General features: G+C 65.9%; 14 protein-coding genes. 6 read left to right on the top strand and 8 right to left on the bottom strand.

The genetic code is table 11. From position 1 onward, the window contains the following. Positions 1–9 precede the first annotated feature (9 nt). The 3 genes from LO55_RS09255 to thpR all read left to right on the top strand — a co-directional run bounded on the left by LO55_RS09255 (position 10) and on the right by thpR (position 1823). Complete coding sequence (locus LO55_RS09255) at positions 10–357, top strand: DMT family protein (protein ID WP_005664942.1); 348 nt, start codon at positions 10–12, stop codon at positions 355–357. A gap of 76 nt (positions 358–433) precedes the next feature. Beyond that, a complete protein-coding gene (panB, locus tag LO55_RS09250; protein ID WP_370659604.1) occupies positions 434–1300 on the top strand; it encodes a 3-methyl-2-oxobutanoate hydroxymethyltransferase in 867 nt (288 codons plus the stop codon). Between the two features lie 10 nt (positions 1301–1310). Further along, positions 1311–1823, top strand: a complete 513-nt coding sequence (gene thpR / locus LO55_RS09245) for an RNA 2',3'-cyclic phosphodiesterase (protein ID WP_071363732.1) — start codon at positions 1311–1313, stop codon at positions 1821–1823. Here thpR and LO55_RS09240 read toward each other — a convergent pair. After that, positions 1813–2961: an MFS transporter gene (locus tag LO55_RS09240; RefSeq protein WP_005664937.1), complete on the bottom strand. Its 1149-nt coding sequence runs from the start codon at positions 2959–2961 to the stop codon at positions 1813–1815. The genes thpR and LO55_RS09240 overlap by 11 nt on opposite strands. Next, positions 2958–3734 (bottom strand): DeoR/GlpR family DNA-binding transcription regulator, encoded by a 777-nt coding sequence (locus LO55_RS09235; protein ID WP_005664935.1) that lies wholly within the window; start codon positions 3732–3734, stop codon positions 2958–2960. Before LO55_RS09235 ends, LO55_RS09240 begins: the two co-directional genes overlap by 4 nt. 177 nt (positions 3735–3911) lie before the next feature. Here LO55_RS09235 and LO55_RS09230 point away from each other — a divergent pair, with 177 nt between their 5' ends. From LO55_RS09230 to LO55_RS09220, 3 genes are all read left to right on the top strand, one after another. Further along, entirely contained in the window at positions 3912–4970 is a 1059-nt protein-coding gene (locus tag LO55_RS09230) for a sensor histidine kinase (RefSeq protein WP_071361234.1), read from the top strand. Between the two features lie 3 nt (positions 4971–4973). Further along, entirely contained in the window at positions 4974–5720 is a 747-nt protein-coding gene (locus LO55_RS09225) for a LytR/AlgR family response regulator transcription factor (protein WP_071361233.1), read from the top strand. Between the two features lie 128 nt (positions 5721–5848). Continuing rightward, positions 5849–7309 carry a high affinity choline transporter 1 gene (locus tag LO55_RS09220; protein WP_071361232.1) on the top strand — a complete coding sequence of 487 codons (1461 nt, stop codon included), beginning with the start codon at positions 5849–5851 and terminating at the stop codon, positions 7307–7309. 33 nt (positions 7310–7342) lie between these two features. Here the strand turns inward: LO55_RS09220 and LO55_RS09215 are convergent, their stop codons facing one another. The 6 genes from LO55_RS09215 to dnaK all read right to left on the bottom strand — a co-directional run bounded on the left by LO55_RS09215 (position 7343) and on the right by dnaK (position 14365). Next, positions 7343–8713 carry a glutamine synthetase family protein gene (locus tag LO55_RS09215; protein ID WP_071361231.1) on the bottom strand — a complete coding sequence of 457 codons (1371 nt, stop codon included), beginning with the start codon at positions 8711–8713 and terminating at the stop codon, positions 7343–7345. Between the two features lie 80 nt (positions 8714–8793). Next, positions 8794–9573, bottom strand: coding sequence for a gamma-glutamyl-gamma-aminobutyrate hydrolase family protein (locus LO55_RS09210; RefSeq protein ID WP_071361230.1), 780 nt, complete (start codon positions 9571–9573; stop codon positions 8794–8796). 327 nt (positions 9574–9900) lie between these two features. Beyond that, positions 9901–10269 carry a nucleotide pyrophosphohydrolase gene (locus LO55_RS09205; protein ID WP_071361229.1) on the bottom strand — a complete coding sequence of 123 codons (369 nt, stop codon included), beginning with the start codon at positions 10267–10269 and terminating at the stop codon, positions 9901–9903. Further along, complete coding sequence (gene can / locus LO55_RS09200) at positions 10247–10945, bottom strand: carbonate dehydratase (protein WP_005664922.1); 699 nt, start codon at positions 10943–10945, stop codon at positions 10247–10249. Before can ends, LO55_RS09205 begins: the two co-directional genes overlap by 23 nt. Before the next feature lie 224 nt (positions 10946–11169). Then, positions 11170–12300: a molecular chaperone DnaJ gene (dnaJ, locus tag LO55_RS09195; protein WP_005664920.1), complete on the bottom strand. Its 1131-nt coding sequence runs from the start codon at positions 12298–12300 to the stop codon at positions 11170–11172. 115 nt (positions 12301–12415) lie between these two features. Continuing rightward, entirely contained in the window at positions 12416–14365 is a 1950-nt protein-coding gene (gene dnaK / locus LO55_RS09190; protein WP_005664918.1) for a molecular chaperone DnaK, read from the bottom strand. Positions 14366–14427 lie beyond the last annotated feature (62 nt).

The raw sequence follows: 14427 nt of genomic DNA, 5'->3' as shown, positions 1-14427 counted from the left end.
AGCGCACCCATGAACCTGCCCGTCTGGGCCCAGACCACGGGCCTCCTGATCCTGTCGAACGTCTTCATGACCTTCGCCTGGTACGGCCACCTGAAAGGCCTGCAGCACCGCGCCTGGTACGTGGCGGCCCTGATCAGCTGGGGCATCGCGCTGTTCGAATACCTGCTGCAGGTGCCGGCCAACCGCATCGGCCACACCCAGTTCTCGCTGGCGCAGCTGAAGATCATGCAGGAGGCGATCACCCTGACCGTGTTCGTGCCGTTCGCGATGTTCTACATGAACGAACCGTTCAAGCTGGACTACGTCTGGGCGGGCCTGTGCCTGGTCGGCGCGGTGTATTTCATCTTCCGGTCCTGACCATTTACCTGCAGGTTCGCGGGCGCCGCATTACACTACGCGGATCTGGACGTTCCAGTTTTACCAAAGGATTTGTATGAGCTCTTATTTGCAGGGTAACGATATGGCCACGACCGGCGCCGCCACGGCGCCGGCGCCGGTGCCCGCGTTGCCGAAGGCCGTGACCGTTCCCGCGCTGCTCGCCAAGCGCGCTGCCGGCGACAAGATCGCGATGCTGACCTGCTACGACGCCAGCTTCGCCTCGCTGATGGACCGTTGCGGCGTCGAGATCCTCCTGATCGGCGATTCGCTGGGCATGGTGTGCGCCGGCCACGATTCGACCCTGCCGGTGACGGTGGCCGACATGGTCTATCACACGGCGTCGGTCGCGCGCGGCAACAAGAACGCGCTGGTGCTGGCCGACATGCCCTTCGGCAGCTACGGCAACCCGCAGCAGGCCTACGACAGCGCGGTGCAGCTGATGCGCGCCGGCGCCCACATGGTCAAGATCGAGGGCGGCGCCTGGCTGGCCGACACCGTGCGCCTGCTGGTCGAGCGCGGCATTCCGGTGTGCGCCCACATCGGCCTGACCCCGCAGTTCGTGCACCAGCTGGGCGGCTTCAAGGTGCAGGGCAAGACCGGCGAAGGCGCCGAGCGCCTGAAGAACGACGCGCTGGCGCTGCAGGCGGCCGGCGCCGCCGTGGTGCTGCTCGAGGCGGTGCCGGCGGCCTTGGGCCGCGAAGTCACCGAGCTGCTGTCGGTGCCGACCATCGGCATCGGCGCCGGTCCCGACTGCTCGGGCCAGGTGCTGGTGATGCACGACCTGCTGGGCGTGTTCCCGGGCCGTAAGGCGCGCTTCGTAAGGAACTTCATGGATGGCCAGACCAGCATCGACGCGGCGGTCATGGCCTATGTGGCGGCCGTGAAGGACGGCAGCTTCCCGGCGCCGGAGCACTGCTTCTAAGGTGAGCATCATGGGCCAGCAAAAGACATCGCGTCTGTTCCTGGCCCTGTGGCCCTCGGCCACGATACGCGGGCAGCTGCGCGAGCGGCGCGATGCCTGGCAGTGGCCACGCGGCGCAACGCCGGTCCATGCCGACAAGCTGCACCTCACCCTGCACTTCCTGGGCGACGTTCCCTCCGAACGCTTGCCCGAACTCCTCGATGGATTTTCAGTGCCGTTCGTGCCGTTCCGGCTCGACCTCGGCAAACCCGTGCTGTGGCCGCACGGGATCGCGGTGCTCGAACCCTTCGCAGAGCCACCCGCACTGCTGGCACTGCACGCGCGGCTGGCGGATGCGCTGGTCGGCCTCGGCCTGCAGCCGGAACAGCGCAGCTATCGGCCGCACGTCACCATGGCGCGCCGCGCCGGCGGCGTCGCCGTGCCGCAGGATGGTCCGCCGATCGCCTGGCAGGCCGACAGGTACGCGCTGGTCGAATCGCAGGGCGGCGTCTACACCGTGCTGCGCGAGTACATCAGCGCTTGAGCACTCGCGCGCTCAGCGCGATCACGATCCCCGACAGCGACAGCGCGCCGAGCGCCACCATCACGCTCGAGTGCACCGCCACCCAGCCCAGCACCGGCGGCGCCAGCAACAGGCCGCCATAGCCCAGCGTGGCCACCGCCGCCACGCCCGCGCCGGGATGCATGCCGGGGATGCGCGCGGCGGCGCCGAACAGCAGCGGCACCACGTTCGCCGCGCCCAGGCCGACCAGGGCGAAGCCACAGCTCGACAGCACGAAATTGGTGCTGAGGACCGCCAGCGCCAGGCCGGCGAACATGGCCAGGCCGCCGATCACCATCACCCTCATCGCGCCGACGCGCAGGATGATGCGGTCGCCGGCGAAGCGGCAGGCCGCCATCGCGATCGAGAACGCCGAGTAGCCCAGCGCCGCCGATGCCGGCGAGGCGCCGGTGCGCTCCTCCAGCAGCAGCGCGCTCCAGTCGACCAGCGCGCCTTCGACCGCGAAGCACAGCAGCGCCAGCAGGCCCAGGCCGAGGGCGGCGCCGCGCGGCAGCATGAAGTGGCTGCCGCTCGCGTGCGCCGCGAAGCCCAGCACGCGCGGGGCCGTCAGGGCCAGCGCCACGGCGGTCGCCAGCGCCACCATCAGCGCGCCTTCGCCATGCCCCAGGCCCTGGCCGACCAGCACCCCGCCCAGGCTCGCGCCGAACAGGCCGCCCAGGCTGAAGAAGCCGTGGAACGACGACATGGTGGGCAGGCCGCGCGCGGTCTCGACCTCGCTGGCGTTGGCGTTCATGGCCACGTCCAGCGCCCCGTTGGACACACCAAACAGGAAGGCCGCCACGAACAGCAGTGGCAGGTTCGGCATGCTCATGATCACGGCCGTCATCAGGGCGAAGGCGAAGCCCGACAGCAGCACCATGCGGCGCGTGCCCCAGCGCCCAGTCAGGCCGCCCATCAGCGGCATCGCCATCAGGGCGCCGCCGGCAATCGTCAGCAGCACCAGGCTGAGCATGCCGGTATCGATGCCCATGCGCGCCTGCACGGTCGGCACGTGGGCGGCCCACAGGCCGATGCCGGCGCCGTTGAGCAGGAAGACGGTCGAGATGGCCCAGCGGCCGGCTTCGATGCTGCGTCGTTCGATGGTGGAGACGTGGGTCATGCCGGGGCCTTGTCGGTGAGTTTGATGTCGAGCGCGGGATGGCGTTCGCGCAGCGAGGCGATGGCGGCAGGCGGCGCATCGGCCTCCAGCACCAGGTGGTCGATCTGGTCCAGCGCGCCGAACAGGAAAGGCGCGCGGTCGTCGAAGCGTTCGTTGAGGACGGCGACCGCGCGCCGCGCACTCGCGGCCAGCATGGCCCCCTTGAGCGCCGCTTCCTCGGGATTCGAGGCAGCCAGGCCGCGCGCGGGGTCGAGCGCGCACACGCCCACCACGCCCAGGTCGGGCCGCAGGCGCTGCACCTCGGCCAGGGTGGCGGCGCCGATCACCGCGCCCTCGTTCGGATGATAGGTCCCGCCCAGCAGCACGATGCGGGTGCGCTGGAAACCACCCAGCGCCAGCGCGATCTGCGGGCTGTTGGTGACGATGGCGGCGCAGCAGCCGTCTTCGAGCAGGCGCGCCAGCGCCAGGTGGGTCGAGCCGGCGTCGATCAGGACCGTGTCGCCGGGGCGGATGCACTCGCGCAGCCCCTGCGCCAGCTGCGTCTTGCGCGGCAGGTCGCTGGCGGCGCGCTGCTCGAAACTGGCGGCCGGACGCAGGCGGATCGCGCCGCCGTGCACGCGCCGCAGCAGGCCGGCCGCATCGAGGTCGCGCAGGTCGCGCCGGATCGTGTCTTCGGACGTCGACAGGCGTAGCGCCAGCTCGGCCGCCGAGACCCGTCCTTCACGCTCGACCGCGTCGGCGATCAGTTGGCGTCGTTCTTCCGGCAATTGCATGTATTCGCTCCAGTTCGCTTGATGCGCCACTGTACACAAACATGCAGCTTCATGCAACAACATGCAAAAACATGCATCACTACTCGTCGTCGCATCCAGGCCGCAACTCGTGCCGTAATTCCTGCAACTGGGCGCATGGCATGGCGCAAGCGATGCAATCTCGACGATACTGAATAGATGAACCTGATCAAGTCCATTTCCCTGACCCCGATGTGGCGCGGCTATATCGCCATCTGGCTGGTGTACATCGTACTGATCGCGGTGGTGCTCCAGACCGACACCCTGCTGACCGGGAACTTCGACCCGGCGATGATCTTCTTCGCCTTCGTGAGCATCGCGCCTTCGGCAATCGTGCTGACGCTGGTCTGGCCGCTCACCGGCTGGTTCGAGCGGCGCGGCGTGGGGCTGGGGTTGCGCTGCGCGATCCACTTCACGGCGGCGCTGGCGTTCGCCTTCGGCGCGCACATGCTGCTGACGCTCCTGCAGGAGCCTCTCGAGCGCGGGATCGAGTGGCATGTCTGGCCGTTTCTGTACAACGTCATGAGCTATACCGTGGTGGCCGGCCTGTTCCATACAATGCGCGCCACTGCCGCCGCCCAGCGCCAGGCGCTTGCAGCCCAGCAGGCGCGCACCCTGCTCGTTGCCGCCGAACTCGGCGCGCTGCGCAGCAAGCTCAATCCGCACTTTCTCTTCAATACCCTGCACTCGATCATCGCCCTTACCCAGCGCGACCCGGCCGCCGCCGAGACGGCGCTGTTCCAGTTCTCCGACATGCTGCGCTATGTGCTCGATACCGAGCGCGCCGGCGCCGACCGCGTGACGCTCGACGCCGAGCTGCAATTCTCGCGCGACTACCTGGAGCTGGAGCAGCTGCGCCTGGGATCGCGGCTGCAGGTGCACTGGGATCTCGATCCCGACACCGGCGACCTCCTGCTGCCCGCCCTGACCTTGCAGCCGCTCATCGAAAACAGCATCAAGCATGCTTTCAATCCCTATACCCGGCCCGGCCTGCTGCGCATCGAGAGCCGGCGTGACGCCGATGCGGGCCTGCTGCGCCTGACCGTGCGCGACGACGGACCCGGCGCCGCGCAGGAAGCGATCGCCGCTTCGCCCGGCCTGGGCATCCGCACCATCGGCCGCCGCCTCGAACTCGACTACGCCGGGCGCGCGGCCCTGGAAATCGATTCGCGTCCCGGGGCCGGCTTTGCCGTCTCGGTCACCCTCCCCTGCACCTGACACATGAACACCAAGACCGTATTCTTCGCCGAAGACGAACCGCTCGCGCGCGACGTGCTGCGCGACGCCATCTATGCCCATCCCGCCCTGCGCCTGGTGGGCGAAGCCGCCGATGGCGCCAGCGCGCTCGAACGCATCGGGCAGCTGCGCCCCGATGTCGTGTTCATGGACATCCAGATGCCCGAAATGACCGGCCTCGAGGTGCTGCGCCGGCTCGACTACCTGCCGCAAATCGTGTTCACCACCGCCTACGACCAGTACGCGGTGACCGCCTTCGAACTGCATGCGGTCGACTACCTGCTCAAGCCGTTTACCAGGGCGCGCTTCGCGGCCAGCGTGGCGCGCCTGCTGGACGGCGCAGAACCGCAGCAGGATCGCGCCGGCCTGGAGAACGCGCTGGCGCGCGCGGCGAGCGGCCCGGCGCGGCTGGACCGCATCCTGGTGCGCGACCGCGGCCGCATCTTCCCTCTCGCGGTGGGCGAGATCGAATACATGAAGGCCGATTCGAAGTACACGGTGATCGTGGCGCGCGGCCAGCATTTCCTGGTGCGCATCGGCATCTCGGAACTGGAGACACAGCTCGACCCGCAGCGCTTCATCCGCGTGCACCGCTCGGCGCTCGTGAATCTCGACTTCGTCGAATCGATGCGCGCCGACGAGCAGTCGCAGCTGCAGATCTTCATGCGCGACGGCGCCTGCATCGGCGCCAACCGCGAAGCCTCGAAGCTGCTGCGTGAGATGGCAATCTGAGTGAATTTACTTTCAGGCAACATCGACTGGCAAATCGGCGCAAAGTTGCACTTACCGCCGGGTTCTGCCTTTATAATCGCGAATTTTCCGCCCGATAATAATTCCTGGCCTTCGGAGCACTCACCAGCATGAATATCACCCTGATCTCTTTCGTCGTGCTCTACTTGTTGGGTACGCTTGCCCTGGGCATGTGGGCGGGCACACGGATCAAGAACACCAGCGACTTCGCCGTCGCCGGCCGCAGCCTGCCGCTGATCATGGTGATCACCACCACCTTCGCCACCTGGTTCGGCGCCGAGACCGTGATGGGCATCCCGGCCAAGTTCGTGCAGGGCGGCCTGAACGCGGTGGTCGAGGATCCGTTCGGGGCCGGCATGTGCCTGATCCTGGTCGGCGTGTTCTTCGCCGCCCGCCTGTATAAACTGAACCTGCTGACGATCGGCGACTACTATCGCCAGCGCTACGGCAAGGGCATCGAGGTGTTCTGCTCGGTGGCCATCATCCTGAGCTACCTGGGCTGGGTCGCGGCCCAGATCACGGCGCTGGGCCTGGTGTTCTCGGTGCTGACCGCCGGCGCCATGTCGCCGGCGGTGGGCATGATCGTCGGCACCCTGACGGTGCTGATCTACGTGGTGGTGGGCGGCTTCCTGGCCGTGGCCGTGACCGACTTCATCCAGATGATCGTGCTGGTGGTCGGCATGAGCGTGATCGCCTGGTTCGCCGCCGACCTGGCCGGCGGCGCCGGCAACGTGCTGGCGATGGCCCAGCAGGCCGACCTGTGGCGTTTCCTGCCCGAGCCCAGCCTCAAGGACGTGATGTTCTTCATCGCCGCCGCGGTCACGATGATGTTCGGCTCGATCCCGCAGCAGGACGTGTTCCAGCGCGTGATGTCGGCCAAGGACGCGCCGACCGCGCGCACCGGCGCCATCGTCGGCGGCGCCAGCTACATCGTGTTCGCCTTCGTGCCGATGTTCATCGTGGCCGCCGCCGTGGTCGTGATGGGCAGCACCGCGCTCGACCTGGCCCAGAACGACTACCAGCGCCTGCTGCCGACCTTCGTGATGACGCAGATGCCGCTGTTCATGCAGATCCTGTTCTTCGGCGCCCTGCTGTCGGCGATCAAGAGCACTTCGTCGGCGACCCTGCTGGCGCCGTCGACCAGCTTCGTGGAGAACATCCTCAAGAATCTGCGTCCGGGCATGACCGACCGCGAACAGCTGTTCGCGATGCGCATCTCGATCGTGGTGTTCGCGGCCCTGGTGCTGCTGTACGCGATCGCGATGGAAGGCACCTCGATCTACGAGCTGGTCTCGGGCGCCTACCAGGTGCCGCTGGTCGGCGCCTTCATTCCGCTGGTGATGGGCCTGTACTGGAAGCGCGCGACCACCCAGGGCGCCATGCTCTCGATCGGCGCCGGCCTGTTCACCTGGATCCTGTTCTTCGAGCAGGTCACGTCGCTGGGCGAGCACTTCCCGGGCCAGCTGGCGGGGCTGATCGCCGCCTTCATCGGCATGGTGGTGGGGTCGCTGGCGCCGCAGGTGTTCAAGAATCGCGGCGAGGCGCAGCACGTGCTGGAGGCGCGAGCCTGACGAGCGGTCGCTCGTCAGGCTCGCGCCTGCCGCTCAGACATGCAGCAACAAATGCTCCCGCTCCCACGGGCTGATCACCTGCATGAACTCGCGGTGCTCGAGCTCCTTCACCGCCGTGTAGACGTCGATGAAGCGCTCTCCCAGCACGTCGCGCAGCCGGTCTTCGCGCCGCAGCAGGGTGATCGCTTCGGACAGGCCCTGCGGCAGCTCCACCGGCATATCGTAGGCATTGCCTTCGACCATCGGTGACGGTTCGATCGCTTCCGTCATGCCCAGGTAGCCGCAGGCCAGGGTGATCGCCAGCGCCAGGTAGGGATTGGCGTCGGCGCCGATCACGCGGTTCTCGACCCGGCGATCCTGCGAGCCCGACACCGGCACCCGGAAGCCCACCGTGCGGTTGTCGATACCCCACTGCAGGTTGATCGGCGCCGCCGTTTCGCGCACGATGCGGCGGTAGGAATTCACATAAGGCGCGACGATCGCCATCGCCGACGGCATATAGCGCTGCAGGCCACCGATGTACTGCTGGAACAGCGTCGAGGGCGAGCCGTCGTCGTTGCTGAAAATGTTCTTGCCGCTCTCGGCATCGACCACGCTCTGGTGCACGTGCATCGCCGATCCTGGTTCGCCCGCCATCGGCTTGGCCATAAAGGTGGCGTACATATCGTGCTTGAGCGCGGCCTCGCGCAGGGTACGCTTGAAATAGAAGACCTTGTCGGCCAGGCCCAGCGGCTCGCCGTGCTGGAAGTTGATTTCCATCTGGCCGGCGCCGATCTCGTGGATCAGGGTGTCGACGTCGAGGTTCATCATCTCGCAGTAATCGTAGATGTCCTCGAACAGCGGATCGAATTCGTTGACGGCGTCGATGCTGTACACCTGGCGGCTGGTCTCGGCGCGGCCGCTGCGGCCGATCGGGGCCGCCAGCGGCAGGTCGGGATCGATGTTCTTGGCGGTGAGATAAAACTCCAGCTCGGGCGCCACCACCGGCTTCCAGCCGCGCTGCTCATAGAGCTTGAGCACGCGCCGCAGCACGCTGCGCGGGGCGAAATCGACCAGCCGGCCGTCGGCGTAATAGCAGTCGTGGATCACTTGCGCGGTGGGATCGGCCGCCCACGGCACCATGGTGATGGTGGTCGGGTCGGCGCGCAGGATCATGTCGCGGTCGATGCTGGAAATGGCGCGCTCATAGGCGTCGTCGCGCTCGGGCGTGTTGCCGGTGACGGTCATGCCCAGCACCACCTCGGGCAGGCGCATGCCACGGTCGTCGGCGAATTTTACGCGCGGCAGGATCTTGCCGCGCGCCACCCCAGTCAGGTCGGGGACCAGGCATTCGATCTCGGTGACCCGCTTTGCATCGAGCCACTCTTCCATATCGGTATAGCTGAACTTTTCGCGAATTGCCATGTAGTTGCCTCACTGTCGTTGAAGGGTGCAGCAGGCAGGAGAGTCGGGGGGCCGCGATCCCGGCCCCTTGGTAGAGGCGCTCATGCGGCGCTCCGGCGCCGGTCATGATTTTCGCAGCGCCGCTCATGGTACTCGCGGCACGCCTGGCCGAAGGCCCCGAACATCTTCATCGAGTACGGATTGTGCTGGATACGCCACTCGGGGTGCCACTGCACGGCCAGCGTGAAGCCGGGCGCGTTCGACACCGTGAATGCCTCCACCAGACCGTCCTCTGCCAAGGCTTCGACCGTCAGGCCGGGCGCCAGTTCGTTCACGCCCTGCCCGTGCAGCGAATTGACGGGAATCTCGGGCACGCCCAGGATGCGTTCCAGCAGGCCGCCGGGGCACAGGCTGACGTTGTGCGCGTCGCCATACTGCTCGTCCATGCCCAGCTCGGGATTCTCGCGGTGGTCGAACTTGCCGGCCACGCTTTGCACCGCCTGGTGCAGGCTGCCGCCCAGCGCCACGTTCATCTCCTGGAAGCCGCGGCAGATCGCAATGATCGGCACGCCGCGCCGCACCGCCTCGCGGATCAGCGGCAAGGTGGTCTGGTCGCGCGCCGGGTCTTGCGGCAGCGAGGGATCGAGCACTTCTTCAGAGTAATAACTGGGATGCACATTCGATGCCGAACCGGTCAGCATGATGCCGTCGATAGTGGCGAACAGGGTGTCCAGGTCCAGCGACGCGCCAAGCGACGGCAGGATCAGGGACGCGCAATCGGCGCCGAGGGTGACGGCGTCGACGTATTTGTGCTGGGCCGCGTGGTACGGGTGTTCGCCGAAATCACGCGTGCATGCGGGAACGATGACGATGGGGCGCATGGTTTCTACCTTGTGTTCGAGCGCGCGAGACCATGGTACGGGCAATCCGGTCCTGCGCGAGGGCCTTTAATCCAGATCAAGCGCCATGGGATCCACGGCGGCGGCTCTCCTGCCGATCTGCTCAAAAACTGCTATTCCAATGTCAAAAGTTTAATGTCATTCGACAAAGAAGGCCCACACGTTTCTGGCTGTCACGAAATCTTTATGAAGCAATTGTGGGATGCAAGGATAGGGGCAAGCGCCAGGGATGGCGATCGCGGTACTGCTGGAGGGGTGGGGCGTCGGCGGGATGCCGACGACCGGTAAATGCGTGAAGGCGAGGCCTTCCTATTTCTTGTACTCGTCGTACTTGCGCATATCGCCACGCACGAGCTCGGCCGGATACTTGGCGCGATTGAGCACCATCTTTTCTTCGACCGCCTGGAACAGATCGACGTCCAGCTTGTCGGCCAGCCGCACCAGGTAGACCAGCACGTCGGCCATCTCGTGGCGCACTTCCTTGAGCTTGGCAGCGCCGAGTTCCTCGGCGCGGCCCGTCTGCAGCCACTGGAAATGCTCCAGCAGCTCGGCCGCCTCGACGCTCAGGGCCGAGGCGAGGTTCTTGGGCGTGTGGAACTGGTCCCAGTCGCGCTCGTCCACGAATACGCGAACGAGGTCGCGCAGGCGCGCGAGATCACTGTCCGCGGCGTTCGTCACGCACCTCTCCGCCGTCCACGTAGCCGTTCAGCACACGCTCGAGCTTCGGCGTGATTTCCTCGAAGCTGCTGATGGTGATGCCCAGGTCGCGCAACAGGCCGTCGTGCACGCCGTACACCCAGCTGTGGATGGTCAGCGGCTGGCCGCGTTCCCAGGCGTCGCGCACGATGGTGGTGTGGGCCGTGTTCATGACCTGCTCGGCCACGTTCAGTTCGACCAGGCGGTTGGTGGCGGCGCGGCCGACCACGTTGCCCAGGTATTTGCCATGCTTGTCGCGCACGTCGCGCACGTGGCCGAGCCAGTTGTCGGCCAGGCCGACGCGGCCGTCGGTCAGCGCCGCATGCACGCCCGAGCAGCCGTAGTGGCCGCAGATGATGATGTGCTTGACCTTCAGCACGTCGATCGCGAACTGCAGCACCGAGAGGCAGTTCAGGTCGGAGTGCACGACTACGTTGGCGATGTTGCGGTGGACGAACAGTTCGCCCGGCGCCATGCCCAGCAGTTCGTTGGCGGGCACGCGGCTGTCCGAGCAGCCGATCCACAGGTATTCGGGCGCCTGCTGGTCTTGCAGCGCCTTGAAGAAGTTCGGGTCTTCGGCCACCATCGAGGCGGCCCAGGTACGGTTCCGTTCGAACAGCTCCGCCGCGGTCAATCCCTTGGTCTTGTACTTGTCCATTGTGATTCCTTATGCTTTGTGTTGCCGTCCCGCGCGGGACGTTGCCAGGCCCGTTCTATGCGGGCGCTTGGCGAGGCACTCCTCAAAATACGTGAAGTGTAACAGTGTTGATGGGCGCGGTCTTGGCACCTGCTTCGCGGCCCCGGCGCGACCGGTTGGCATATTGCCAAGCCGGCAGGCAAAAAAAACCGCCGATGCTCGCGCTGTCGGCGGTAGAGGGATGCTTATTCGAAGAAGTCCTTGACCTTGTCCATCCAGCCCTTGCTTTGCGGGCTGTGCTTGGAACCGCCTTCGCTGGTGAGGCGGTCGAATTCGCGCAGCAGTTCCTTCTGCTTGTCGGTCAGCTTGACCGGGGTCTCGACCGCCACGTGGCAGAACAGGTCGCCGGTGTAACCCGAGCGCACGTTCTTGATGCCCTTGCCCTTCAGGCGGAAGGTCTTGCCGGTCTGGGTGCCTTCGGGCACCGTGAACGACACCTTGCCGGTGAGCGTCGGCACCTCGATCTCGCCGCCCAGGGCGGCCTTGCTGAACGAGATCGGCATTTCGCAATGCAGGTCGTCGCCTTCGCGCTGGAACACCGCGTGCTGCTTGATGTGGATCTCCACATACAGGTCGCCCGGCGGCCCGCCGTTGGTGCCCGGCTCGCCGTTGCCCGACGAGCGGATGCGCATGCCGTTGTCGATGCCGGCCGGGATCTTCACTTCCAGCGTCTTGTTGCGCTTGATGCGTCCGGCGCCGCCGCAGGCCGCGCACGGCTCGGGGATGATCTTGCCGCTGCCATGGCATTTCGGGCAGGTCTGCTGGATGCTGAAGAAGCCCTGCTGCATGCGCACCTGGCCGTGGCCGGCGCAGGTGGTGCAGGTCACGGGTTGGGTGCCCGGCTTGGCGCCGCTGCCGTGGCAGGTGTCGCACTTGTCCCAGCTCGGCACGCGGATGGTGGTGTCGAAGCCGTGGGCCGCCTGTTCCAGCGTGATCTCGAGGTTGTAGCGCAGGTCGGCGCCGCGGTACACCTGCGGACCGCCGCCGCGGCCGCCACGGCCGCCGCCGAAGATGTCGCCGAAGATGTCGCCGAAGGCATCGCCGAAACCGCCGGCGCCGCCGCCGAAGCCGCCGCCCATGCCGCTGTTCGGGTCGACGCCGGCGTGACCGTAGCGGTCATACGCTTCGCGCTTCTCCGGATTGGTCAGCATCTCGTAGGCCTCTTTGACCTCCTTGAACTTCTCTTCCGCTTCCTTGTTGTCCGGGTTGCGGTCAGGGTGGTACTTCATCGCAAGCTTGCGATACGACTTCTTGATCTCGTCTTCCGACGCACCCTTTGCGACCCCGAGGATCTCGTAAAAATCACGCTTCGCCATGGTCGGCACCTAAAGTTATCTGCTGTATCTCTGACAAAAAAACCGAGCCGATGACCAGTGAAGGTGTCGGCTCGGCCTGTGCGCGGGAAGCTGTTCGTTCCCGCGCCAAAGACGCTTACTTGGCGTCCTTCACTTCCTTGAAGTCGGCGTCGACCACGTCGTCGTCCTGCTTGGCCGACTGTTCGCCACCGGCCGCGCCGGCGCCCGCGCCCGCGGCGCCCGCGCCGCCAGCTTGCTGCGCCTGCATGTCGGCGTACATCTTCTCGCCCAGCGATTGCGCTGCGCTCGACAGGGCCGCGGTCTTGGCGTCGATGTCGGCCTTGTCGCCGCTCTTGATCGCGCCTTCCAGGTCGGTGATCGCCGCTTCGATCTTCTCTTTCTCGGCCGCGTCCAGCTTGTCGCCGTATTCGGTCAGCGACTTGCGGGTCGAGTGGACCAGCGCGTCGCCCTGGTTACGGGCTTCGGCCAGTTCCTTGACCTTCTTGTCTTCTTCGGCGTTCAGCTCGGCGTCCTTCACCATCTTCTGGATTTCTTCTTCCGACAGGCCCGAGTTGGCCTTGATGGTGATCTTGTTTTCCTTGCCGGTGGCCTTGTCTTTCGCGCCGACGTGCAGGATGCCGTTGGCGTCGATGTCGAAGGTCACTTCGATCTGCGGGGTGCCGCGTGCTGCCGGCGGGATGCCTTCCAGGTTGAACTCGCCCAGGCTCTTGTTGCCTTGCGCGATTTCACGCTCGCCCTGGTAGACCTTGATGGTCACGGCCGGCTGGTTGTCGTCGGCGGTCGAGAACACTTGCGAGAACTTGGTCGGGATCGTGGTGTTCTTGTGGATCATCTTGGTCATCACGCCGCCCAGGGTCTCGATGCCCAGCGACAGCGGGGTCACGTCCAGCAGCAGCAGGTCCTTGCGCTCGCCCGACAGGACCGAGCCCTGGATGGCGGCGCCGACGGCGACGGCTTCGTCCGGGTTCACGTCCTTGCGTGCATCCTTGCCGAAGAACTCCTTCACTTTCTCTTGCACCTTCGGCATGCGGGTCATGCCGCCGACCAGGATGATGTCGTCGATGTCCGAGACCTTGACGCCGGCATCCTTGATCGCGATGCGGCATGGCTCGATGGTCTTGGCGATCAGTTCCTCGACCAGCGATTCCAGCTTGGCGCGGGTGATCTTCAGGTTCAGGTGGACCGGCGCGCCGTTCGCCATGGCGATGTACGGCTCGTTGATCTCGGTCTGCTGCGACGACGACAGTTCGATCTTGGCGCGCTCGGCCGATGCCTTGATGCGCTGCAGGGCGATCGGGTCTTTCGACAGGTCGAGGCCGTTGATCTTCTTGAATTCGTCGATGATGTAGTCGATCACGCGCTGGTCGAAGTCTTCGCCGCCCAGGAAGGTGTCGCCGTTGGTCGACAGCACTTCGAACTGCTTCTCGCCGTCCACGTCCGCGATCTCGATGATCGAGACGTCGAAGGTGCCGCCGCCCAGGTCATACACGGCGATCTTGCGGTCGCCCTTGTCGGTCTTGTCCAGGCCGAATGCCAGCGCGGCCGCGGTCGGCTCGTTGATGATGCGCTTGACGTCCAGGCCGGCGATGCGGCCGGCGTCCTTGGTCGCCTGGCGCTGCGAGTCGTTGAAGTAGGCCGGCACGGTGATGACGGCTTCGGTGACTTCTTCGCCCAGGTAGTCCTCGGCGGTCTTCTTCATCTTGCGCAGGACTTCAGCCGAGATCTGCTGGGCTGCCAGTTTCTTGTCGCGCACGCCGACCCAGGCGTCGCCGTTGTCGGCCTTGACGATCTGGTATGGCATCAGCGAGATGTCTTTCTGCACTTCCTTCTCGTCGAACTTGCGGCCGATGAGGCGCTTGACGGCGAACAGGGTGTTCTTCGGGTTGGTGACGGCCTGGCGCTTGGCCGGCGCGCCGACGAGGATCTCGCCGTCTTCCTGGTAGGCGATGATCGACGGCGTGGTGCGCGCGCCTTCGGCGTTCTCGATCACCTTCGGGGTACCGTTTTCCATGATGGCGACGCAGGAGTTGGTGGTGCCCAGGTCGATACCGATGATTTTGCCCATGATGTGTTCCTTTAGTATTTGTGAATTTCTGATGGATTCAATATTGGGAAGGGGCAGCGTGC

Source organism: Massilia timonae (assembly GCF_001866515.1).
Lineage (GTDB): Bacteria > Pseudomonadota > Gammaproteobacteria > Burkholderiales > Burkholderiaceae_D > Telluria > Telluria timonae.
This window is presented reverse-complemented; position numbering and strand designations above follow the sequence as displayed.

Excerpts from the sequence above, each read along its gene's own strand:
- LO55_RS09255 (WP_005664942.1), top strand. The coding sequence starts at position 10 with ATGAACCTGCCCGTCTGGGCCCAGACCACGGGCCTCCTGATCCTGTCG.
- panB (WP_370659604.1), top strand. The coding sequence starts at position 434 with ATGAGCTCTTATTTGCAGGGTAACGATATGGCCACGACCGGCGCCGCC.
- thpR (WP_071363732.1), top strand. The coding sequence starts at position 1,311 with ATGGGCCAGCAAAAGACATCGCGTCTGTTCCTGGCCCTGTGGCCCTCG.
- LO55_RS09240 (WP_005664937.1), bottom strand. The coding sequence starts at position 2,961 with ATGACCCACGTCTCCACCATCGAACGACGCAGCATCGAAGCCGGCCGC.
- LO55_RS09235 (WP_005664935.1), bottom strand. The coding sequence starts at position 3,734 with ATGCAATTGCCGGAAGAACGACGCCAACTGATCGCCGACGCGGTCGAG.
- LO55_RS09230 (WP_071361234.1), top strand. The coding sequence starts at position 3,912 with ATGAACCTGATCAAGTCCATTTCCCTGACCCCGATGTGGCGCGGCTAT.
- LO55_RS09225 (WP_071361233.1), top strand. The coding sequence starts at position 4,974 with ATGAACACCAAGACCGTATTCTTCGCCGAAGACGAACCGCTCGCGCGC.
- LO55_RS09220 (WP_071361232.1), top strand. The coding sequence starts at position 5,849 with ATGAATATCACCCTGATCTCTTTCGTCGTGCTCTACTTGTTGGGTACG.
- LO55_RS09215 (WP_071361231.1), bottom strand. The coding sequence starts at position 8,713 with ATGGCAATTCGCGAAAAGTTCAGCTATACCGATATGGAAGAGTGGCTC.
- LO55_RS09210 (WP_071361230.1), bottom strand. The coding sequence starts at position 9,573 with ATGCGCCCCATCGTCATCGTTCCCGCATGCACGCGTGATTTCGGCGAA.
- can (WP_005664922.1), bottom strand. The coding sequence starts at position 10,945 with ATGGACAAGTACAAGACCAAGGGATTGACCGCGGCGGAGCTGTTCGAA.
- dnaJ (WP_005664920.1), bottom strand. The coding sequence starts at position 12,300 with ATGGCGAAGCGTGATTTTTACGAGATCCTCGGGGTCGCAAAGGGTGCG.
- dnaK (WP_005664918.1), bottom strand. The coding sequence starts at position 14,365 with ATGGGCAAAATCATCGGTATCGACCTGGGCACCACCAACTCCTGCGTC.